At 64.1% G+C, this 20,627-nt stretch carries 17 protein-coding genes; 7 read left to right on the top strand and 10 right to left on the bottom strand.

The window, feature by feature from the left end; all coding sequences use genetic code 11:
- Window positions 1–31: 31 nt before the first annotated feature.
- The 5 genes from FTO74_RS07090 to FTO74_RS07070 form a co-directional block, all read right to left on the bottom strand.
- Window positions 32–1,456 carry an amino acid permease gene (locus tag FTO74_RS07090; RefSeq protein WP_162539750.1) on the bottom strand — a complete coding sequence of 475 codons (1,425 nt, stop codon included), beginning with the start codon at window positions 1,454–1,456 and terminating at the stop codon, window positions 32–34.
- 95 nt (window positions 1,457–1,551) lie between these two features.
- Window positions 1,552–2,175, bottom strand: coding sequence for a thiamine phosphate synthase (thiE, locus tag FTO74_RS07085; protein WP_255462544.1), 624 nt, complete (start codon window positions 2,173–2,175; stop codon window positions 1,552–1,554).
- An 81-nt stretch (window positions 2,176–2,256) separates the two neighbouring features.
- On the bottom strand, window positions 2,257–3,606 hold the full coding sequence (accC, locus tag FTO74_RS07080) for an acetyl-CoA carboxylase biotin carboxylase subunit (protein ID WP_162537515.1): 1,350 nt from the start codon (window positions 3,604–3,606) through the stop codon (window positions 2,257–2,259).
- A 206-nt stretch (window positions 3,607–3,812) separates the two neighbouring features.
- Window positions 3,813–4,301: an acetyl-CoA carboxylase biotin carboxyl carrier protein gene (gene accB, locus FTO74_RS07075; RefSeq protein ID WP_162537514.1), complete on the bottom strand. Its 489-nt coding sequence runs from the start codon at window positions 4,299–4,301 to the stop codon at window positions 3,813–3,815.
- 76 nt (window positions 4,302–4,377) lie between these two features.
- Complete coding sequence (locus FTO74_RS07070) at window positions 4,378–5,463, bottom strand: Xaa-Pro peptidase family protein (protein WP_162537513.1); 1,086 nt, start codon at window positions 5,461–5,463, stop codon at window positions 4,378–4,380.
- A gap of 51 nt (window positions 5,464–5,514) precedes the next feature.
- Here FTO74_RS07070 and FTO74_RS07065 point away from each other — a divergent pair, with 51 nt between their 5' ends.
- Window positions 5,515–6,429, top strand: coding sequence for a metallophosphoesterase (locus tag FTO74_RS07065; protein ID WP_162537512.1), 915 nt, complete (start codon window positions 5,515–5,517; stop codon window positions 6,427–6,429).
- A gap of 68 nt (window positions 6,430–6,497) precedes the next feature.
- On the top strand, window positions 6,498–6,695 hold the full coding sequence (locus tag FTO74_RS07060; protein ID WP_162537511.1) for a hypothetical protein: 198 nt from the start codon (window positions 6,498–6,500) through the stop codon (window positions 6,693–6,695).
- Between the two features lie 207 nt (window positions 6,696–6,902).
- Here FTO74_RS07060 and FTO74_RS07055 read toward each other — a convergent pair whose 3' ends face one another.
- From FTO74_RS07055 to FTO74_RS07035, 5 genes are all read right to left on the bottom strand, one after another.
- Window positions 6,903–7,154: a helix-turn-helix domain-containing protein gene (locus tag FTO74_RS07055; protein WP_162537510.1), complete on the bottom strand. Its 252-nt coding sequence runs from the start codon at window positions 7,152–7,154 to the stop codon at window positions 6,903–6,905.
- A gap of 88 nt (window positions 7,155–7,242) precedes the next feature.
- Window positions 7,243–8,268, bottom strand: coding sequence for an MBL fold metallo-hydrolase (locus FTO74_RS07050; RefSeq protein WP_162537509.1), 1,026 nt, complete (start codon window positions 8,266–8,268; stop codon window positions 7,243–7,245).
- A gap of 21 nt (window positions 8,269–8,289) precedes the next feature.
- Entirely contained in the window at window positions 8,290–10,077 is a 1,788-nt protein-coding gene (locus FTO74_RS07045; protein WP_162537508.1) for a long-chain fatty acid--CoA ligase, read from the bottom strand.
- A gap of 61 nt (window positions 10,078–10,138) precedes the next feature.
- Complete coding sequence (locus tag FTO74_RS19680; RefSeq protein WP_275938924.1) at window positions 10,139–10,696, bottom strand: TetR/AcrR family transcriptional regulator; 558 nt, start codon at window positions 10,694–10,696, stop codon at window positions 10,139–10,141.
- 504 nt (window positions 10,697–11,200) lie between these two features.
- Window positions 11,201–15,754, bottom strand: coding sequence for a glutamate synthase-related protein (locus FTO74_RS07035; protein ID WP_162537507.1), 4,554 nt, complete (start codon window positions 15,752–15,754; stop codon window positions 11,201–11,203).
- A gap of 221 nt (window positions 15,755–15,975) precedes the next feature.
- On the opposite strand from FTO74_RS07035, the gene FTO74_RS07030 reads away from it, so the two are divergent.
- From FTO74_RS07030 to argF, 5 genes are read left to right on the top strand one after another with little or no spacing between them, the layout of a single operon-like run.
- Window positions 15,976–16,416: an ArgR family transcriptional regulator gene (locus FTO74_RS07030; protein ID WP_162537506.1), complete on the top strand. Its 441-nt coding sequence runs from the start codon at window positions 15,976–15,978 to the stop codon at window positions 16,414–16,416.
- Window positions 16,409–17,488 (top strand): N-acetyl-gamma-glutamyl-phosphate reductase, encoded by a 1,080-nt coding sequence (argC, locus tag FTO74_RS07025; protein WP_162537505.1) that lies wholly within the window; start codon window positions 16,409–16,411, stop codon window positions 17,486–17,488. The genes FTO74_RS07030 and argC overlap by 8 nt, the downstream gene beginning before the upstream one ends.
- A complete protein-coding gene (argB, locus tag FTO74_RS07020; protein WP_162537504.1) occupies window positions 17,485–18,267 on the top strand; it encodes an acetylglutamate kinase in 783 nt (260 codons plus the stop codon). Before argC ends, argB begins: the two co-directional genes overlap by 4 nt.
- On the top strand, window positions 18,264–19,517 hold the full coding sequence (locus FTO74_RS07015; protein WP_162537503.1) for an aspartate aminotransferase family protein: 1,254 nt from the start codon (window positions 18,264–18,266) through the stop codon (window positions 19,515–19,517). Before argB ends, FTO74_RS07015 begins: the two co-directional genes overlap by 4 nt.
- Window positions 19,510–20,607 (top strand): ornithine carbamoyltransferase, encoded by a 1,098-nt coding sequence (gene argF / locus FTO74_RS07010; protein ID WP_162537502.1) that lies wholly within the window; start codon window positions 19,510–19,512, stop codon window positions 20,605–20,607. Before FTO74_RS07015 ends, argF begins: the two co-directional genes overlap by 8 nt.
- The last annotated feature ends 20 nt before the right edge of the window (window positions 20,608–20,627 follow it).

Raw genomic sequence — 20,627 nt, 5'->3', positions numbered from 1 at the left:
TTCTCCATCTTCCAAAGTCTTGTACAGCAAATCAGGCCCGCAGTGCAGACGCACGGCCAGAACTCTTCCACACCAGGTACACCGGCACTCCCAGCAGCACCAGGATCAGCCCCGGCCACGTGTATTGAGGTTTGTAACGCAAGAGTACAACAGAAATCCAACTCGCCATCACGATATAAAGCGCGGGAAGCACCGGATAGCCGAATGCCTTGTAGGGTCGAGCCATCTCGGGACGCGTCCGGCGAAGCACAAACAGCCCCAGAATCGTCAGGATGTAGAAGATCAGGACTGCGAAGATGACGTAATCGAGCAGATCACCATAGCTTCCGCTCAGGCAGAGCAGGCAGGTCCACGCCCACTGCACCCAGAGCGAGTTGACCGGCACGCCGGAGCGCTCGCTGAGCCGACCGACGGCCTTGAAGAAGAGGCCGTCCTGGCTCATCGCGTAGTAGACCCGCGCCCCGGCGAGCAGCATCCCGTTCACGCAGCCGAAGGTCGAGATGAGGATCGCGCCCGCCATCAGCTTGGCTCCGTAGCCCGCAAACGCCGCCTCCATCACCGCCGTCGCCACACGGTCCTCGGCTGCGTGCTGGATCGCGGGGAGCGGCAGAACGCTCAGGTAGACGAAGTTACAGAGTACGTAGAGCAGCAGCACCACGCCGGTCCCGATGGCCAGCGAGAGCGGCAGATTTCGGCGGGGATTGCGAATCTCCCCCGCCGTGAAGGTTACGTTGTTCCACGCGTCGGACGAGAACAGCGAACCCACCTGTACCACCGCGACCACGGTCAGCACGCCCACCATCGTCGTCGGCCCGTTGGCCCCGACCGTTACCGCGTGGCTCGTATGCCAGCCAGAACTCGCCCAGAACTGGTGCCAGCCCGCGCCGAAGTTCGCCGCGATGGCCGCCGTGTTCCGCGCCAGCACTCCGACCAGAACCACCGCCATCAGTGCCAGCACCTTGGCCGAGGTGAAGACGTTCTGCACCGCCGCGCCCAGCTTCACACCTAGCGTGTTCAGCACTGTCAGCAGCGTGATGATCGCGATTGCGGCGAGGTTTGCCGTGTTCAAGCCGATGTTTCCGTTGCCGATGTGCCAGATCCAGTTGCTCTTGCTGATGGACGGGAAGAAGACGCCGAGAAACTTGCCGAATGCCACTCCTACTGCGGCGATGGTCCCGGTCTGGATCACCAGGAAGAGCGTCCAGCCGTAGAGAAATCCCCAGATCGGCCCCAGCGCCTCGCGCAGGTAGACGTACTGGCCACCGGCTTTGGGCATCATCGCCGCCAACTCGCCGTAGCTCAGCGCGCCGATGATCGTCATGGCCGCCGTGACCAGCCACGCCGCAATCAGCAGCGCCGGAGAGCCCAGCACCCGCGACATATCTGCCGAGACGATAAAGATTCCCGAGCCGATCATCGAGCCCATCACGATGGCCGTGGCCGAGAAGAGACCCATCCCTTCTACGAACTTTGGCGCGCCGCTGCCCTGCTGGGCGGAGGGCGACAAAGTCGGGGGATCGGCTGGAGCTATGGTCTTCACGTTCGTCAGTTCTACCGGAAAAGATCGAGAAAGTCTCGCGCCGCCTTGCCTGGCCGCTCGCCCGGAGGTACCAGGCCCGAGATGACCGCTACCGCGTCCGCACCCGCCTCGATAACGCTCCGCGCGTTCGCCCGGGTGATGCCGCCGATGGCTACCAGAGGCTTCTGGGTCAGGTCGCGAGCGCGCTTTACCGCGTCGAGACCCACCACGGGAGCCGCATCCCGCTTGGTTCCGGTGGCGAAGACCGGGCCGATGGCGACGTAATCGGCCACGCCCTGCTCGGCCTCCCACACCTCTTCCATCGTGTGCGTCGAGACACCGATCACGCGGCCATCTCCGGCGACGATCCGGGCGTCCGCCGCTGCCATGTCGTCCTGACCGACGTGGACGCCGTCCCAACCGGCGAGAAGCATCACGTCCAGGCGGTCGTTCACGATGAGGGTGGCATCGCTGCCCTCAAAGACCGAGCCGATCTCCTCGGCGCGGAAGAGTGCGACCTCATCGTCGGCGGCCTTGTCGCGATACTGCAACAGGGTAACCCCGGCTTCGCGCATCTCCTCGGCGAAGCCGCGCAAGGTTACTCCGCGGGCAGCCAGCGTTTCGTAATCCGCAATCGCATAAAGCCCATGCACCATCAGCAGTTGCCTCTCACGCGAAGCGTCCAGTACCGCACGAAGTGCCGCCCGCCCGGCGCGAGGGCGCTGTTGCTTTTGCTTCTATTTCTGGCGTTCAAAGAAGCGTTCCATGAACTTCGTATCGAACGAACCGGAGCGGAACTCCTCATCGGCGAAGATCTTCTGGTGCAGCGGAATCGTCGTGTGAATTCCCTGCACAACGAACTGGCTGAGCGCCCGCTGCATCTTGTTCATGGCCTCCTCGCGGTCCTTGCCGTGGCAGATCAGCTTGGCGATCATCGAGTCGTAGTACGGCGGCACCACGCCCTCGGAGTACTGGGCCGTGTCCACGCGGACGCCGTTTCCTCCGGGAATATTGAACGCCGTGATCTTGCCCGCGCTCGGCGTGAACTTCTCCGGGTGCTCAGCGTTGATGCGGCACTCGATGGCGTGCCCGCGAATTGTAACCGGTTCGGTGATAATATCGCTGAGCTTCTCACCCGCGGCAATCCTGAGCTGCGCCTTCACCAGGTCGATTCCTGTAACCATCTCGGTTACACAATGCTCGACCTGGATACGGGTGTTCATCTCGATGAAGTAGATCTTGCCATCCTCGTCCATCAGGAACTCGATGGTTCCGGCGTTCCAGTAGCCGATGTCCTTGAGAGACCGCTCGATCGTCTTGCCCAGTTCGGCGCGCAGCTTCGGGCTTACCTGGAGCGACGGGGCCTCCTCGATCAGCTTCTGGTGGCGGCGCTGGATCGAGCACTCTCGCTCGCCCAGGCTCATCACGTTGCCGTGTTCATCGGCCAGCACCTGAAACTCGATGTGCCGAGGCCGCTCGATGAACTTCTCCATGTACAGATCGCCGTTGCCGAACGAATTCACCGCCTCGGTCGACGCCTGATCGAAGAGGGCCGGAAGTTCCTCGGCGCTGCGGCAGATTCTCATTCCCTTGCCGCCGCCGCCCGCCACCGCCTTCAGGATGACCGGGTAGCCGACACTCTTGGCCCATGCCAGCGCCTCGTCCTTGCCCTCGATGATGCCGTCCGACCCGGGAAGAATCGGCACCTTGGCCTTCTTCATGGTCTGGCGCGCGGTGGACTTCTCGCCCATCATCCGGGTTACTTCGGGGGGCGGTCCGATGAACTTGATGTTGCTCGCACGGCAGACCTCGGCGAAGTTGGCGTTCTCGCTCAGCAGGCCATAGCCGGGGTGGATCGCATCGACGTCGGCGATCTCGGCAGCCGAGATGACCGCGGGGACGTTCAGGTAGCTCTCCGACGAGCGCGGAGGCCCGATGCAGATGGCCTCATCGGCGAAGCGCACGTGTAGCGAGTTCCGGTCGGCCTCGCTGTAAACGGCCACCGTCCGGATACCCATCTCCTTGCACGCGCTGATGACCCGTAGCGCGATCTCGCCCCGATTTGCAATCAATACCTTACGAAACATATTTCAACCTTCCGTCCCATCACTGGCTCGCCGCTTCCAAGGACAAAGCAAACGAGGAAAAAGGGATAAAAGAGATCAAAGCGGATCAAACAAAGACAGAACGAAAGGCCCGAACCGGCACTCACTCCACCAGATGCCGCACTGGCCTGGGCCTTATCCCTCTTATCCTTTTTATCCCTTTTTCCCCGTTCCGCCTTGCTCTTCGTCTATCGAGCTTTGATCTCAAACAACGGCTGGCCATACTCGACCGGCTGCCCACTCGATACGATGCGCGCGATGACCTCGCCCGCAATGTCCGATTCGATCTCGTTCATCAGCTTCATCGCCTCGACGATGCACAGTACCTGGCCAACCTCGACCTGGTCCCCCACCTTGACGAACGCCGGAGCACCGGGCGAAGGCGACTCGTAGAACGTGCCCACGATCGGCGACTTGACCTCGTGGTTCGACGACACGGGCGCAGCCGCCGGGGCCGCAGCGGCCACAGGCGCAGCGGCAGCAACAGGTGCCGAGGGGGTGGAGGCCATCAGGCGCGCCAACTGCGCCATATCCACGCCGGCGGGAGCCGCAGCCGGGTCCGCGGCAAACTTGATCCGCACCTTCAGGTCGGCGCGCTCCATGTCAAACTCGGCGATCTCGTTGGCCTTCAAAAATTCGACCAGCTCGCGAAGTTCCTTCAACTCTTTATCTTCCATCTCACTCTTCCTGATCTTCCTGAGGCCGCTCGATGCGGCTCACGTCAGTCTAACTGCTGCCGATCAATTCCGCTTTTTATAACTCGATCCAGGCCTTGGTCGAGGGTGTCAGAATCTCGCACCCCTCGGCCGTGACCAGCACCGTGTCTTCAATCCGAACGCCGAACTGGCCCGGCATATACACGCCGGGTTCAATTGTAATCACCATTCCGGCCTTAAGGGTCTGGGTTTGCTTCGCCGCCACCCTGGGGCCTTCGTGAATCTCCAACCCGACGCCGTGGCCGGTGGAGTGGGTAAAGTACTGGTCGAGCTTCCGCTCCCGCAGTACTGCGCGGGCGGCCTCGTCCACGTCGCCCGCCTGGACACCGGCCTTCACCGCCGCCACGCCCGCCATCTGCGCGTCTAGAACGGCCTCATAGACCTCGCGCTCGCCGGGGCGGGCCTTGCCCATGTGTACCGTCCGGGTCATGTCGGAGCAGTAGCCGTCCAGCACCACGCCGAAGTCCAGCGTGCAGAATCCCCGGCGCGGCAGTTTGGCCCCGGTCGCTCTGCCGTGGGGCAAGGCAGACCGCTCGCCGCTGGCCACGATGGTGTCGAACGACATCCGCTCGGCCCCGGCCATGCGCGCCGTGAACTCGAGCGCCAGCGCCGCCTCGATCTCCGTCGCGCCCGGCACCATGTGCTCGAAGACGTTGTCGAAGAGCCAGCAGCCCAGCCCGGCCGCGTCCCGCATCTTGTCGATCTCGATTTCATCCTTAATCTCGCGCAGCCCGGCCACCAGCGGGGCCACCGGCACCAGCAGGCTCTTGCGCAGCTTTGCGGGCAGCGCCGCCTTCAGCGACTCCAGCGCCGCCACAGACGTCTGGGTCGAGTCGAAGCCGCATGTGGCCACGCCCTCGGCGACCACCGCGTCAACCGCCGCAGCCAGCACCGGCTTCTGGGCGATGACGACCTTCGCGCCGTCCACCTCTGCCGCCGCCTGCGCGATGTACCGGCCATCGGTAAACAGAGTCGCCCGCGTTCCAACCACCAACAGCGCCGCGTTCGATCCCGTGAACCCACAGAGGTAGCGCACGTCGGGCAGATGCGTGATCAGCATGGCCTCCACGCCAGCCGAGGCCATCCGCGTCCGCAGCTTTCTTCTTCTTACACTTGAACTCATTTCACCATCTTACCTAAGTCTCCCCGCCGCCCTTCCCGGCTATCATGGTCTATGCAAGGTGATCCATTGACGGAGCAGGACTCTACGCCAGAATCATTCGATTCCCAGCCCCCTCATGGGTTCTGGACGCGGCGGCGTTTCCTGCTCGCCTCGGGCCTATCCGCCGCGGGGTTTGCGCTCTACTCCGGCCAGATCGCCCGCCATGAGATCGACCTTACCCATATCACTGTCCCCATCCGCGACCTGCCGCACGCCTTTGACGGGTTTCGGATCGCGCAGATCAGCGATCTTCATCTTGAGGAGTTCACCGAGGAGTACTTTCTGCGCCATGTCGTCGAGCGGGTCAACGCGCTGGCACCGGACCTGGTGCTGGTCACCGGCGACTTCATCAGCGACGGTCCCCGGTCAGTCTCCTACTCTCTCAAAGCCGCTGTCCGCTGCGGCGAGATCCTCCACGGGCTTACGTGCCCGCTCCGCTTCGGCTGCCTGGGCAATCACGACGCCAGCGTCGGCTCACAGGGGGTCATCGAGCGCATACGGCCCAGCGGGCTCAGGGTGCTGGTCAACGAGCACATCCCCATCGAGCGGCAGGGGCAGCGGCTCTGGCTCGCCGCGCTGGACGACCTGGGCCACGGCAACCCCTCGGCGGATCTCGCCGTGCCCGAGAGGCCGGACGGGCCGGTCATCCTGATGGCGCACGAGCCTGACTACGCCGTTGGCCGGTACAAGAAATGGCACCGCGAGCCGGTTGACCTGATCCTCTCCGGCCACTCGCACGGGGGGCAGGTCCGGCTGCCTGGGGGGCGGCCCCTGACCCTGCCGCCGGGCGCGTCGAAGTACTACGACGGGCTCTACCAGGTCGGCCCCACTCAGCTTTATGTCAATCGCGGCATCGGGACCGTGGGCGTGCCCTTCCGGCTGAACTGCCCGCCGGAGATTACCCTGCATACTCTGGCCCCGGTGTGACCTCTGTGGTCACCGTAAACAGCCTAACTATTAGCGACTTAGATTCTGTCCGATACTAAACTACGAGAATGAAGAAACTTACGATCATTCTGACCATAGCCATCACTGGATGCGGACATCCCGTTAACCGATTTATGCCCTTTCAAGCTGGAGGCGGCATGGCTTTAGACACAAAGAGTGGCCAGGAATGCGTCACGATGCCGAAGAGTGAACCAATAGAAAAGGGTGACTACCCGTATTGCTATGATCTCTACAAATCGGAATGATGGGAGGCACAAAATGAACCTAGAACCAATTCCTTGCGGTAAATGTCATGGGAAAGGTACGGAAGAACTTGGCGGAACGTGCAAGCACTGCGGGGGTTCAGGCAAAGAAACTCCAAAAGAGTATGCTCCAGGGGAAGATCCTTTTAGCTAGAAACCAACATTAACGAGAATCTTGCTAATTGATCATGCCCTACAAAATCTTTCATCCTACCGCGCCCGCCCCATCGGCTTTCGCTGCTTCGGCATCACGGCCACCCCGCCGCTCCGCCCCGCGCTCTTCTCCACCATCCATGCATCCAGCAGGCTGCGCTTGAACCGCCATCGGTTCCCCAACTTGAAAGCCGGTATAAACCCTTCGCTTGCATAGCGATACAGCGTATCGTCGCTGATCCCCAGATACTCCGACGCCTGCCGGATATCCAGCACCTCGCGCATCATCGTCTGCACCGCTCCCGCCATCTTCTTATCCTCCACCGCTTTTCTATAGCCACGCAGTAGACCTTTTGTACCCCGTTTTCCACACCTCCGCAAGCTACTTTATAGGCTCTTAACTCTTCTGCCACCACCCCGACCGCACCTCCTGCCCTGCCACCACCTCCGTCGGCAGCCCCGGCTCCGGCGACCACAGCCGCACATCCCGGCTCACGGCCAGCTCCAAAACCTGCCGGATCGGCTCCCGCCAGCCGTGCAGGGCCAGGTCGAAGAGGCCCCAGTGGATCGGCATCAGCAGCCCGTGGCCACCCAGCGCCGCAAACGCCTGCATCGCGCCCTCCGGCCCCATGTGGATCGATCCCCAAAGGGGGTGGTAGGCACCAACCTCCAGCATCGTCAGGTCGAACGGGCCATATGCTGCGCCAATCTCGCTAAATCCGTCCCAAAAACCCGAATCCGCGCCGTAGTAGACGTTGTGGCTCGAGCCGCGCAGCGCGTAGGAGGCCCATAGCGTCTCGAAGCGGTTGAAGAGGCTCCGGCCCGAGAAGTGGCGAGTCGGCAGGGCCGTCACCGTCAGCTCGGCACCATCCGTCCCCTGCACCACCGTCGAGTGGGTCCAGTCCAACTCCGTCACCTGGGCCGCCGGGACTCCCATCTCCCGCAGCACCGAGCCGACTCCGAGGGGAGTGATCCAGCGCAGATTCGGCGACGCCTTGGCCAGATGCCGCACCGTCGCCTCGCCCATGTGATCGTAGTGGTCGTGCGAGAAGAACACTGCATCCGGTCGCAACAGCGGCAGCTCCGCGAGCGGGACCGTGGGCGCGAAGAACCGGCGCGGCCCCGTCCACTGCCACGGAGAGGCCCGCTCGTCCCAGACGGGGTCCACCAGCAGCCGGACCCCGTCGATCTCCAGCAGAGACGCCGAGTGCCCGAACCAAGTCACCCGCAAGCCGCTCGCCGGTGGGGTCTCGTACACTCGCAGGTCTGTCCGGAACGGCCCCGGAGCGACCTTCGGGGTGCGTTCCTCCTTATTCGTCAGGTACAACGGCAGCACTTTGAACATGATCGAGAGGCCACCCACCGCCGTAGCCACCGGATTCATGTACTGCTTGCCTACCTTTACAGCCTGCTTGAGCCACATACCCCAAGCATATACATGCTTTCAGCTTTTGCTGGTGGCCTCGTCCGCGTAGAAGGCGTCGATCTCCTTCGCGTACTTTTGGGCGATCACACGCCGCTTCAGCTTCATGCTCGGGGTCAGCTCGCCGCCCTCCACCGACCACTCCTCCGCTACCACGCTCACCCGCTTCATGCTCTCGTACGGGGGCAGCGTCTCGTTTACCTTGTCGACGATCCCCTGGTAGAGCCGTGTCACCTTCGGGTCGCGCACCAGGCTGGCAGCGTCTCCGGCTGCAACGCCGTTCGCCTTCGCCCATGCCTCGAGCGCCTGCAGGTTCGGCGAGATCAGCACGCAGGCGAACTTGTGCTTGTCCCCCACCATCGCCGCCTGCGCCACCACCGTGTTCGCCTTCAGGCGGTTCTCGATGGGCTGCGGGGCGATCAGCTTGCCGCCGCTGGTCTTCAGCAGCTCCTTCTTACGGTCGGTGATGGAGAGATAGCCGTCCGCGTCGATGGAGCCGATATCACCCGTCTTGAACCAGCCGTCCTCGCTGAACGCCTCGGCGGTCTCCTGCTCCTTGTTCCAGTAACCCGGAAAGATCGACGGCCCCTTCACCTCCAGCTCGCCGTCCGCCGCGAACCGGCACTCGACGTTGCGCAGCGGCCTGCCCACCGTGCCGATGCGGTGCTCCTTCGGGTAGTTCAGCGCGATCACCGGCGAGGTCTCGGTCAGCCCGTAGCCCTCGAAGATCCGGATGCCCGCATCAGCGAACCAGCCCGCCGTGTCCATACCCAGCGGCGCGCCGCCCGAGATCCACGTATGCACCCGTCCGCCGAAGGCCTCGCGGATCTTGCCGAATACCAGCTTGTTGGCCAGCTTCCACGGAAGCGCGCCTGGGGTTTTGCCGTCCAGCGTCTCCGGCCGATGCGCCTTGCCGACGCCCAACGCCCAGCTCAGAATCCGCGATTTCACTGGCGAGTGCGCGCTCTTGGCCTCTACCGCCTGCCGGATCTTCTCGTATACGCGGGGCACGCCCACAAAGATCGTCGGTAGCACCGCCTTCATCGCCGCGGGCATCTGGTCGAACTTGGGACAGTAGGCCAGCGTCGCGCCGTGGCACATCAGCGCGTAGTCCACGTGGCGGGCCGTTACGTGCGAGAGCGGCAGGAAGGAGATGCAGATATCCTGCTCGGAGAAGGCGAAGCCGTCGGTAGAGATGCTGACATTGCTGGCCAGGTTGCCATGCGTCAGCCGCACGCCCTTGGGCTCGCCCGTCGTGCCGGAGGTGTAGATGATCGTCGCCAGATCCCCCGGCTCCGCCGAGCGGACCATTGCATCGAACTCCGCGTCTGGAGCCTGTTTGGCCACTGCGTCCTTCATCAGATTGGAGAAGCTCTCGGCGTTGTCGAAGCTGCCCTCGTCCATCACCACCACGCGCTCAAGGTCGGGTAGTTCGCCCGCGGCCAGCAGCTTCTCGTATTGCTCCCGGTTAGAGACGATGGCGACCTTCGCGCCCGAGTCGCGCAGCATGTAACCCACGTGCTCCGGCGTCAGCGTGGAATAGAGCGGCGCATCCACCGCGCCCAGCGCCAGTACGGCATAGTCCGACACCTGCCACTCCCAGCGATTCTCGCTTAATAGCACTACGCGGTCGCCCTTGCCCACTCCCCAGCCGCGCAGCACGTCGGCCAGAGCGCGCACGCACCCGTACAGCTCGACGGAAGAGATCGGCTGCCACTGTCCCGCCGCATCCTGCCGGAGCAGCGCCCGCTTGGTTCCGCGGCTGGTCGCCCGCACGAACATATCGTTGATCGTCTTCACATCGAACATCGTTTGCCCTCAAACTGACTTTGTAAAACCAGCCTGATCCCTTTGACTCTTGCTATCGGCGTCAGGCTTTCTTCCCTATTCCATTCAACAAAACATCGATTACCTGAGATGCGGTCGCCTTCGCATCATACGTGCGTCCGGTGAAGACTGCCGAGCTGAGCAGCTCGTCGATGGCCCCGAACATGCAATGAGCCACCACGCCGTCGGAGAGGTCTTCGCGGAACGTGCCCTGCTGCTGGCCGCGGCGCACCACCTCGCGCACCACCTGAATGTACCGGACGAGATGCTTGTGGGAGAACTCTTCAACGAAGCGTGCGCTCTGGCGCATCTCCGTCTGCATCAGGATCGCCATGCTGCGGTTGGCGCGGTGGCTCTCGAGGTGGAGCCAGGCGATGTACTCGAGCTGAGCGCGTGGGTCGGTCAGAGTGAGGAACTGCGCTTCCAGACACGCGTAGAAGCGGCCGATGTGCGTGTCGATAGCGGTGCGGAGCAGCTCGTCCTTACTTTTGAAGTACAGGTAGACCGTGCCGTCGGCCACGCCTGCGCGGGCGGCGATGGCGCTCACCGGCGAGTGGAAGTAGCCGTTCTCCGCGATCACCTCGATGGCTGCGTCGAGGATGCGCTGGTACTTCTCGCCGCCAAAGCTCGATGGCGGAATGGCCGTGCCTTCGGTCTCCGCGCCTGCCTGTGCCTGGTCTCGCCTCAGTCTGGACCTCGCTGGCCCGGAGGTTTCCGGGTAGAGGCCACTCTAATGAATTGTTACGCGCAGCGTCCAGTACCGCACGAAATGCCGCCCGTCCGGCGTGAGGACGCTTTTGCTTTTGCCCTTGTGGCCGAGAAAGAAAGCATACCTCGGAGGCTAAAGCCCGCTTCTGTGGCTGGTTTTGATGTCCGGGCCAAAGCCCGGACCTACCCCAGAAGCAAAAGCAACAACAAAGGCAGAAGCAGATTCCTCCGCTTCGCTCCTGAATGACAACCAAGAAAACAGGCAACGGCAACAGCGCCTTGCGCCGGCGGGCGGCACTTCGTGCGGTGCTCGACGCTTCGCGTGTTTTTTGACGCCAATGACGGAGGCCCCTGTCTCGCTTCCGAGACAGTGGCCTCCGTCACAAACCACAACCAGTTAAACCTGCGGCTTCGGGGTGAGGCGGACGAAGGCTTCGGCTGATGCCGGCCAGTTTGCCAGCATCGACTTGGCCAGGCTGCTCTCGGCCTGTTCTGCCTGTAGCTTCACCAGCGCGTGCAGCTTCTCCTGAGACTCCGCGTCCACCGTGGCAAACGACTCCGGCTCGACGAACTCCAGGTGGAAGCGCTGGTCGCGCACGAAGGAACCGTCGGCGTCGTAGACCCACGCCAGGCCGCCCGTCATGCCCGCCGCGAAGTTGATGCCCGCGCGGCCCAGCACGACGACCGTACCGCCGGTCATGTACTCGCAGCCGTGGTCGCCGACGCCTTCGACAACTGCCGTCACGCCCGAGTTGCGCACCGCGAAGCGCTCGCCAGCGCGGCCCGCCGCCAGCAACATTCCAGCCGTGCCGCCGTAGAGCGCGACGTTGCCGAGGATGACGTGCTGGCCGCTGTCCCGAGCCGCGAGGCCACGGGCGCGGATGACCAGCTCGCCGCCAGAGAGGCCCTTGCCGACGAAGTCGTTGGCCTGGCCGTGAAGCTCGAGCTTCATTCCGGGGACCGTAAAGGCTCCAAAGGACTGGCCAGCGGTGCCGGTCAGACGGAAGGTGACATCGGCGGGGACGTCGGCCTGGGCGCGTTGCAGGGCGATCTCGCCCGCCAGACGTGCGCCCAGGGCGCGGTCGCAGTTGGCGATGGCCGACTCGACGACGTAAGGCTCGCCAGCCGCGATAGCCGCTAGTGCGGGCTCGGTCCACGCCTCGTCGATGGGAGGACATTCGACCGGCTGCGTGTTGCGGATGTGCTGCCACTGCGCCGGTCCGTTGGCGGAGTGGGCCAGCATGGGGGCGAGGTTCAGTTCGCCGTCGTGGCGCACCTGCTCGAGCAGATCGGTGCGGCCGATGGCCTCTTCGAGCGAGCGCAGGCCGTACTGCGCAAGCAGGTGACGCAGGTCCTGCGCCAGCTCCTCGAAGAAGCGGACGACGTGCTCCGGCTTGCCGCGGAACTTGGCGCGCAGCTCCGGCTTTTGGGTGGCGATGCCGGTGGGACAGGTGTTGAGGTGGCACTGGCGCGCCATGTCGCAGCCGATGGAGACCAGGACCGCCGTACCGAAAGCGTACTCGTCGGCTCCGAGGAGGGCCGCCACGAGGACGTCGCGGGCGGTGGTGAGACCGCCGTCGGTGCGCAGGCGCACGCGGCCACGCATCCCGGTCTGCATCAGGGTTTGCTGCGCCTCGGCGAGACCAAGCTCCCACGGATTGCCCGCGTACTTGATGCTCGAAAGAGCCGCCGCGCCGGTGCCGCCGTTGTTTCCGGCGATGACGATGAAGTCGGCATAAGCCTTGGCCACACCCGCCGCAACCGTGCCGACGCCGCAGCCGGAGACGAGCTTGACGCCCACGGCGGCCTTGGGATTGACGCGCTTGAGGTCGTAGATGAGCTGCGCCAGGTCCTCGATGGAGTAGATATCGTGGTGAGGCGGAGGCGAGATGAGGGCCACGCCCGGCTGCGCGTGACGGAGACGAGCGATGAGGCCGCTGACCTTGTGGCTGGGAAGCTGGCCGCCCTCGCCGGGCTTGGCTCCCTGTGCCACCTTGATCTCGATCTCCTCGGCGTGGGCCAGGTACTCGGCTGTGACGCCGAAGCGGCCCGAGGCCACCTGCTTGATGCGGTTGTTGAGGAGGCCGGGGATGGGGGCTTCGGTGGAGACCAGCTCGGCTACCGCCGTGCCGCCGGAAAGCTGCGCGCCGCTGCCCGAGCCGGAGGGGCTGGGCGTGGGCGGCACGGCTGCCGGGACGCGGTAGACGTCGCGGTCTTCGCCACCCTCACCGGTGTTGGAGCGGCCGCCGATCATGTTCATGGCCATGGTGATGCACTGGTGCGCCTCGGGGCTCAGCGAGCCGAGGCTCATGGCGCTGGCGATGAACCGCTTGAAGATGCTGGAGGACGACTCGATCTCATCGAGCGCGAGCGGCGCGCCGTTGGGACGGATCTCGAGCAGATCGCGCAGCACGGCGGGCTGGCGGGCCGCGATCTCCTGGCTGAAGATGGTGAAGGCGGCGGCGGGATCGGGCGGCAGAACGCCCGCGCGGGTGCTGCCGACGACGGTCTGGAGCGCCCGGACGGTGGAGGGCTGCCAGCCGTGCGGCTCGGAGACGTCGGCCTTGCGGAAGCGAATCCAGCCGTAGTCGGGGAGGTCCGCCGCTGGCTCGGCGGTGGGCTGCCAGCCGAGGCGAAGCTGGCGGTCTAATTCAGCAAAACCAATACCCGAAAGAGGCGCGGGGGTGTTGGCGAAGCAGCGGTCTACCACTGTCTGGTGCAGGCCGAGGATGTCGAAGAGGTGCGCGTCGCGGTAGCTGTCAACGACCGAGATGCCCATCTTGGACATAACCTTGGCGAGCCCCGCGTCGAAGCTCTTGAGCATCTTCTTTTCCGCCAGCAGAGGCTCGTCGGCGGAGAAGGAACGGGCCGTTTCGAGCGCCAGCCAGGGGCAGACCGCGCCCGCGCCGTAGCCGATAAGGACGGCAGCGTGGTGGATGTCGCGGACGTCGCCCGCCTCCACCGCGAGGCCGCTCTCGGTACGCAGACCGGAGAGCGTCAAAGCCTGATTGACGGCTCCGGTGGCCATCGCCATAGGGATGGCGATGAGGGCGTTGCTGCGCGCCGTGCGATCGGTCAGCAGCAGAATGCGAGCTCCGTTGCGGACGATCTCGATGGCCAGCTGCGCGATGCGGGCGATGGCCGACTCGAGGGTCTCAGAGGGGGCAAAGACGCAGTGCAGCTCCTCCATGCGGAGGTCTTCGGCGTGGGGGTGCTCGCCGCGGCGCAGGGTCTCCATCTGGTCGAGCGAGAGGAAGGGCGACTCGAGCGAGAGACCGGCGAGCGGCGACTTCTTATCGAGCATGTGCGACCACGGGCCGAGACGCGTGTGCAGCGAGACCACGATGGCCTCGCGGAGCGGGTCGATGGCCGGGTTGGTGACCTGCGCGAAACGCTGGCGGATGAAGGCGTAGACCGGGCGCGGGGCGCGGGCCATGAAGGCCAGCGGGGTGTCGTCGCCCATGGACCAGACGGCGTCCTTGCCCTCGGTCGCCATCGGCTGGAGGATCATGCGGACGTCTTCGCGGGTGTAGCCGAAGCCGCGGTGGAAGGCCGCGATCTCGTCGGCGAGGAGCGACTGGTAGGGGCGCGTGCCGACGAAGGTCTGGCGATCGAGCAGCTTGGCGTAGGTGGCGTCGGTGTCGAAGATCGTGAGCAGCTCTTCGTTCTCGAAGACTTTGCCGTCGATCATGTCGACTACGAGCATCTCGCCGGGGCCGAGGCGGCCGCTGTGGATGACCTCTTCAGGGTCGAGATCGACCAGGCCGATCTCAGAACCGGCGACGACGAGGCCGCCCGAGGTGATGGCGAAGCGGGAGGGGCGCAGGCCGTTGCGGTCGAGGATGGCTCCGACGACGCGACCGTCGCTGAAGGCGATGGCGGCAGGGCCGTCCCACGGCTCGACACAGTCGGCGTGGTACTGGAGGAAGCTCGACGGGCGGCGAGTGGAGGCTGCGGGGGGCAGCAGGATGCGCATCGACTCCGAGATGGTGCGGCCGTTCTTCGAGAGCAGCTCGACCGTCTCGTCGAGCGAGGTGGAGTCGGTGCCGGTCTTGGTCAGGATGGGCTTGCACTCGTCGGGCAGGGTGGCGTCGCGGGCGTCCATGCGGGCGCGGTTGCCCCAGACGGTGTTGATCTCGCCGTTGTGGCCCAGGGTGCGGCCGGGCTGGGCGCGGTGCCACGCGGGGGTGGTGTTGGTGGCGTAGCGCTGGTGGAAGATGGAGAAGTGGGTGGCGTACTCGGGGGAGGTGAGGTCGGGGTAGAACTCGGGCAGGAGCTGGCCGCTCGACATGCCCTTATAGACGAGGGTGCGAGAGGAGAGCGAACAGAGGTAGCCCATGACCTGCCCGGCGGTGAACATGCGCTCGAACTGCTTGCGGGCGAGGTAGAGGCGGCGCTCGAGGGCGTCCTGCGACTGCTTGGGGGTGAGGGCGGGATTGGCCGGGGCTTCGTCGACGACGAGCACCTGGCGGATGCGCGGCATGGTGCCGAGGGCGATCTCGCCCAGCGCGGAGACGTTGACGGGGACGTCGCGCCAACAGAGAACCTTAATCTGGTGCGCGGTGAGGCACTCTTCTAGCGCGGGCTCGGTCTTGGTGTAATCGAGCGGCATGAAGACCATGCCGACGCCGAGGAACTGATCCTCGGGAAGCGTGATGCCGGTCTCGCGCAGGAGCAGGGCGCGGGGGACCGCCGTCATAACGCCGACGCCGTCCGAGCTTTTGCCGTCGGCCGCGGTGGCTCCGCGATGGGCGAGGCGGGCGAGCGCGGTGAGGGACTGGGAGAGGATGGAGTGCGAGGCTTTACCGGCGATGGAGGAGACGAAGCCGACGCCGCAGGAGTCCTGATCGAAACGAGCGTCTATAAGTGAGGGCCGCAGGAGAGCCGAACTATCGCCCGATACCGTCGCGGCGAGCTCCTCGTTCCGAAGATGAGAGCGGGACTGATCCATGATTCACTATACTTGGCAGGTATCCCTAGAGACGCCTGGCCCAGCCTTTCGGGTGCTTTGTGTTCGAGGGGCGGAGTGGGCCCCGGGTACAGCTTGACATCGGTGTTGTGAATATTTATACATTGAAATGTATTTTTATGCACTACGACATTTGGTCTAGATCCGGTCGTTTTGGTTGATTTGCTTCTACCACTCTCTTGTGAACAGGATCAGCGATTTCGATGAAACAACTGCGACATTCCGCGATTCGCACCATCCTAGAGGGAGAACAGGTCGGCAATCAGGACGAGCTGCGTGTCAAACTGGCTAAAAGAGGATTTAATGTAACCCAGGCTACGCTCTCGCGCGATATCCGCGAGTTGCGCATCTCCAAGGGGCCGGATGGATACTCGATTTCGAGCGCCGCCGACTCTATAGAAGATGATATGCCTGGAATGCGCGATGTGATGCGGAGTTTTGGGCTGCAGGTGCGGCAGGCGGCAAACCTGCTGGTACTGATTACGAAGACGGGCAGTGCCCAGCCGGTGGCGGCGGGCATCGACTATGAAGACTGGCCGGAGGTCATTGGGACCATCGCCGGAGACGATACGGTGCTGATCATCTGTCCGGATGAGCGGCAATCGAAGACGTTGAAGAACAGAATTGAAGGCTACCTTGGCTGAGAAGAAGATTGCGACGACAGTGAAGACAGCAGTGATCGGCGTGGGCGGATACTCGGGCGGCGAGCTGGCGCGGCTGCTGCTGAAGCACCCCCGGCTGGTCGGGACCGCTCCCCTGTTTTTGGGACGGGCGGGCGAAGAGAACGCCGTTGAGGTGCCACTGGAGCAGATTCAGCCTCAGCTCGCGCTGGGCGCGGGACAGGTGCTGCCGAAGGTGGTGCCGTTTAGCTGGGAGCGCCTGGAGGCTGAGGGCGTCGAGGTCGTCTTTCTGGCGACGCCGCACGAGAGCTCGCGCGGATGGGTGCCGGAGATGCTGGCGCGTGGGCTGAAGGTGATCGACCTGAGCGGTGCGTGGCGGCTGAATGAGGATGCCAATCGGGCTGTTTATAAGTTTCATGATGCCGATGAAGCCGCTGCTCGTGCGTTGCAGGCGGAGGCCGTCTACGGCTGTCCGGAGCTGCACCGCGAGAAGATCGCGACGGCGCGGCTGGTGGCCAATCCCGGATGTTATGCCACCTCGATCCTGCTGCCGCTGGCTCCGCTGGTGCAAGCGGGCTTGGTGGATGTCGAGCACGGCATCATCTGCGATGCGAAGAGCGGCGTGAGCGGCGCGGGCAAGGGCCTGACGCCCGGGAACCACTTCATCTCCGCAGCGGACAATCTCTCCGTGTACAAGGTCTTCAACCATCGCCACCGGGGCGAGATGCTGGAGCAGCTTGGCATCGCCGCCGAGCAGATCCAGTTCACGCCGCACCTGCTGCCGATTCCACGCGGAATTCTTTCAACGATTTACCTGCGGTTGAACTCCGCCATGCAGCCTGATGCAGTGGAGGCGTGTCTGCGCGAGTTCTACGCGACCAGCCCGATGGTGCGGATTCACAAGACGCCGGGCCTGCCGCAGATTCAGCATGTAGTGCGCAACAACTACGCGGATATAGGCTTCGAGCTGGCGGCGGATGGGAGACGTCTGGTGATGGTGAGCTGCCTCGACAACCTGCTGAAGGGCGCGTCGGGACAAGCCGTGCAGAACCTGAACGTGATGTGCGGCTGGAGCGAAGAGGAGGGCCTGCTATGAAGTTCGTCGTCAAGCTTGGTGGTGCGGCACTCGAAGACAAGCGGCTTCTGCAGCTCTGCGCCAAGTCCATCTTCGAGCTGGTCAACGACGGCAACCAGGTTGCGGTGGTGCATGGCGGCGGCGTGCAGTTGACCAAGACGCTGGCGCAGTTGGGCAAGAAGAGCGAGTTCATCAGCGGCCTGCGCGTGACCGATGCCGAGACCCGCGATGCCGCGCTGATGGTGCTGGCGGGGCGTGTGAATAAGTCTCTGGTCGCGGAGCTGGGCCGTGTGGGCCAGGCGGCGGTCGGGCTTTCGGGCGGCGACGGACACGTCTTCCGCGCACGCAAGAAGCAGACCAATCCCGACCTCGGCTTCGTGGGCGAGATCGCGGCAGCCGATCCCCGTTGGCTCGAGGCCATCTGGAAGATGGGCGCGGTGCCGGTCATCTCGTCGATCGCGCTGGGCTTCGACGGCGAGTACTACAACATCAACGCGGATGAGATGGCCTCAGCCTGCGCGGCCTGCACCAAGGCCGACGCGCTGGTCTTTCTGACCGACGTCCCCGGAGTGAAGGGCGCGGACGGCAAGGTGATGCGCTGGCTCACGCTCGGGCAGATTCCCGCGCTCGAGAAGGCAATGGTGGTTTCGGGCGGCATGTTGCCCAAGCTGAAGGCCTGCCGCGATGCCCTGCTGCAAGGGGTCAAGCGGGTTCGGATTCTCCCGGCGGAGTCGGCGGCGGTACTGCCCGATCTCGTCTCTTCACGCGTCAACGATGGTACGGAGGTGATGGTCGCATGACACTCGACGCAATTCAGGCAGTAGAGAACAAGCTGCTGCTGAAGACTTATGAACGGAACCCGATCCTGCTCGAGAGCGGCCACGGCGTGCTGCTGCGCGACAGCGAGGGCAACGACTATCTCGACCTGTTGAGCGGCATCGGCTGCTCGGCGCTGGGCTATGGGCATCCTGCGCTCACGCAGGCGATCGCCGCGCAGGCGACGCAGCTCATCCATACCTCGAACCTCTTCTACCACCAGGGCACGGCGGAGCTGGCCATGCGGCTGACCGAGATCAGCGGCATGGATCGCGTCTTCTTCTGCAACAGCGGCACCGAGGCGTGGGAGGCTTCGCTGAAGCTGGCTCGCGCTCATGCGTTGATGCTGCGCAACGAGGGCAAGACCATCGGCACGAAGTTTCTGGCGATGTCGCACAGCTTCCACGGGCGCACGATGGGCTCGGTGGCAACGACGCACAAGGCCAAGTACCGCGAGCCCTTCGCGCCCGTGATGGGCGACGTCGAGTTCGTCGAGTTCAATGATGTTGAGGGCCTGCGCGCCAAGTTCTCGAACGATGTCTGCGGCATCTGCATCGAAACTATTCAGGGCGAGGGCGGCATTCATCCCGTCTCGCCGGAGTTCTTCCAGGCGGCTCGGGATTTATGTAACAGTACCGGTGCTCTTTTGCTGGTGGATGAGATTCAGTGCGGCGTTGGGCGTACGGGCAAGTGGTTTGCGTACCAGCACTACGGCATCCAGCCGGATATCACTACTGTGGCGAAGCCGCTGGCTGGCGGCATTCCCATCGGCGCGATGCTCTGCACCGAGGCTGCGTCGAAGGCGATCTCGCCGGGGATGCACGGCACGACCTTCGGTGGTGGTCCCCTGGCCTGCGCGGCTGCGATTGCGGTGATCGACACCATTCGCCGCGACGATCTGCTGGCGCACATCACTGATACCGGCAACTACTTTATGGATCGTCTGCGCGAGCTGGCGAAGCAGTATCCCGCCATGACCGAGGTTCGCGGGCTGGGCCTGATGGTCGGCGTCGAGATCGACTCGGCCGACCTGGCCAAGGAAATCGCGGCCGAGCTGCTGGCGCGGCACATCATCATCAACCGCACCAGCGAGACGGTCCTGCGTTTTCTGCCGCCTTACATCCTGGAGCGCAAGCACGTCGATCAGGCCATCACGGTGCTCGGCGAGATTCTGGCAAAGTCGAGCGCCGCATACGCGTCCGATGCAGTAACCGGAGGAAAGGCACATGGGTAGCAAAACCGTGACGATGAACCCGAAGAACGGCGAAGGCGTAGAGAGTGGCCCGCGGGGCACCGCGGCTCTTGGCATTCAATCCGACACCGCCTTCAGCGAGGCTGCCAAGCGGCTGAGCGGGCGCGACCTCTGCTCCATCTCCGACCTGACCGTGGGCGAGATGGCTGCCATCATGGAGCTGGCGCACGCCGTCAAGGGACAGCCCGAGGACTTCCGCCATGCGCTCGACGCGCGGCAGATGGTAATGTTCTTCGAGAAGGCTTCGCTGCGCACGCGGCTTACCTTCGAGTCCGCCATCAATACGCTGGGCGGCAATGCGATCTTCGTCGACCAGACGCAGTCTCCGCTGGGCGAGCGCGAGTCGCTGGCCGATATGGCGCGCAACCTCGAGCGCTGGATGAGCATCATGGTGCTGCGCACCTACGCGCACGAGACCATCACCGAGATGGCCGCGTGCTCGAAGATTCCGGTCATCAACGCACTCTCGGATCTTGAGCATCCGTGTCAGGCCATCGCCGATTTCTTCACGCTGGAAGAGCGCTTCGGCTCGGCTGAGGGGATTCACTTTGCCTATGTGGGCGACGGCAACAACGTCTGCCACTCGCTGATGCTGACCGCCGCGCAGTTGGGCGCGCACTGCTTCGTCGCCACGCCGAAGGGCTTTGCTCCGAAGCTCGATATCATCCACAAGGCCATCGAGATCAGCGAGCAGACCGGCGGCAGCATCACGCTGCTCAACGATCCGGTCAAGGCCGTCACCGGGGCCGATGCAGTGTACACCGACGTCTGCACCAGCATGGGCTTCGAGCATGAGGCCACCAAGCGCGCGCCGATCTTCAAGCCCTACCAGGTGAACGAGGCTCTGATGGCGCACGCGCAGCCGCACGCCGTCTTCATGCACTGCCTTCCGGCGCATCGCAACGCCGAGGTCACCGATGCGGTGCTCGATGGGCCGCAGTCGGTCGTTTTCGACCAGGCGGAGAACCGGATGCACGTCCAGAAAGCCCTGCTGCTAATGCTGCTGGGCGGTGCGAAGCGGGTTCCCAACAGCCGCGACCGTGGCCTGCAGGCGCGCAAACGGCACGCGTAGATCACACGCGTTATCGGTAT

The sequence above is a fragment of the Granulicella sp. WH15 genome (assembly GCF_009914315.1).
GTDB lineage: Bacteria > Acidobacteriota > Terriglobia > Terriglobales > Acidobacteriaceae > Edaphobacter.
The sequence above is the reverse complement of the archived record's forward strand: the minus strand, read 5'-3'. Positions and strand labels throughout refer to the sequence as shown.

Excerpts from the sequence above, each read along its gene's own strand:
- FTO74_RS07090 (WP_162539750.1), bottom strand. The coding sequence starts at position 1,456 with ATGGGTCTCTTCTCGGCCACGGCCATCGTGATGGGCTCGATGATCGGC.
- thiE (WP_255462544.1), bottom strand. The coding sequence starts at position 2,175 with ATGGTGCATGGGCTTTATGCGATTGCGGATTACGAAACGCTGGCTGCC.
- accC (WP_162537515.1), bottom strand. The coding sequence starts at position 3,606 with ATGTTTCGTAAGGTATTGATTGCAAATCGGGGCGAGATCGCGCTACGG.
- accB (WP_162537514.1), bottom strand. The coding sequence starts at position 4,301 with ATGGAAGATAAAGAGTTGAAGGAACTTCGCGAGCTGGTCGAATTTTTG.
- FTO74_RS07070 (WP_162537513.1), bottom strand. The coding sequence starts at position 5,463 with ATGAGTTCAAGTGTAAGAAGAAGAAAGCTGCGGACGCGGATGGCCTCG.
- FTO74_RS07065 (WP_162537512.1), top strand. The coding sequence starts at position 5,515 with ATGCAAGGTGATCCATTGACGGAGCAGGACTCTACGCCAGAATCATTC.
- FTO74_RS07060 (WP_162537511.1), top strand. The coding sequence starts at position 6,498 with ATGAAGAAACTTACGATCATTCTGACCATAGCCATCACTGGATGCGGA.
- FTO74_RS07055 (WP_162537510.1), bottom strand. The coding sequence starts at position 7,154 with ATGGCGGGAGCGGTGCAGACGATGATGCGCGAGGTGCTGGATATCCGG.
- FTO74_RS07050 (WP_162537509.1), bottom strand. The coding sequence starts at position 8,268 with ATGTGGCTCAAGCAGGCTGTAAAGGTAGGCAAGCAGTACATGAATCCG.
- FTO74_RS07045 (WP_162537508.1), bottom strand. The coding sequence starts at position 10,077 with ATGTTCGATGTGAAGACGATCAACGATATGTTCGTGCGGGCGACCAGC.
- FTO74_RS07035 (WP_162537507.1), bottom strand. The coding sequence starts at position 15,754 with ATGGATCAGTCCCGCTCTCATCTTCGGAACGAGGAGCTCGCCGCGACG.
- FTO74_RS07030 (WP_162537506.1), top strand. The coding sequence starts at position 15,976 with ATGAAACAACTGCGACATTCCGCGATTCGCACCATCCTAGAGGGAGAA.
- argB (WP_162537504.1), top strand. The coding sequence starts at position 17,485 with ATGAAGTTCGTCGTCAAGCTTGGTGGTGCGGCACTCGAAGACAAGCGG.
- FTO74_RS07015 (WP_162537503.1), top strand. The coding sequence starts at position 18,264 with ATGACACTCGACGCAATTCAGGCAGTAGAGAACAAGCTGCTGCTGAAG.
- argF (WP_162537502.1), top strand. The coding sequence starts at position 19,510 with ATGGGTAGCAAAACCGTGACGATGAACCCGAAGAACGGCGAAGGCGTA.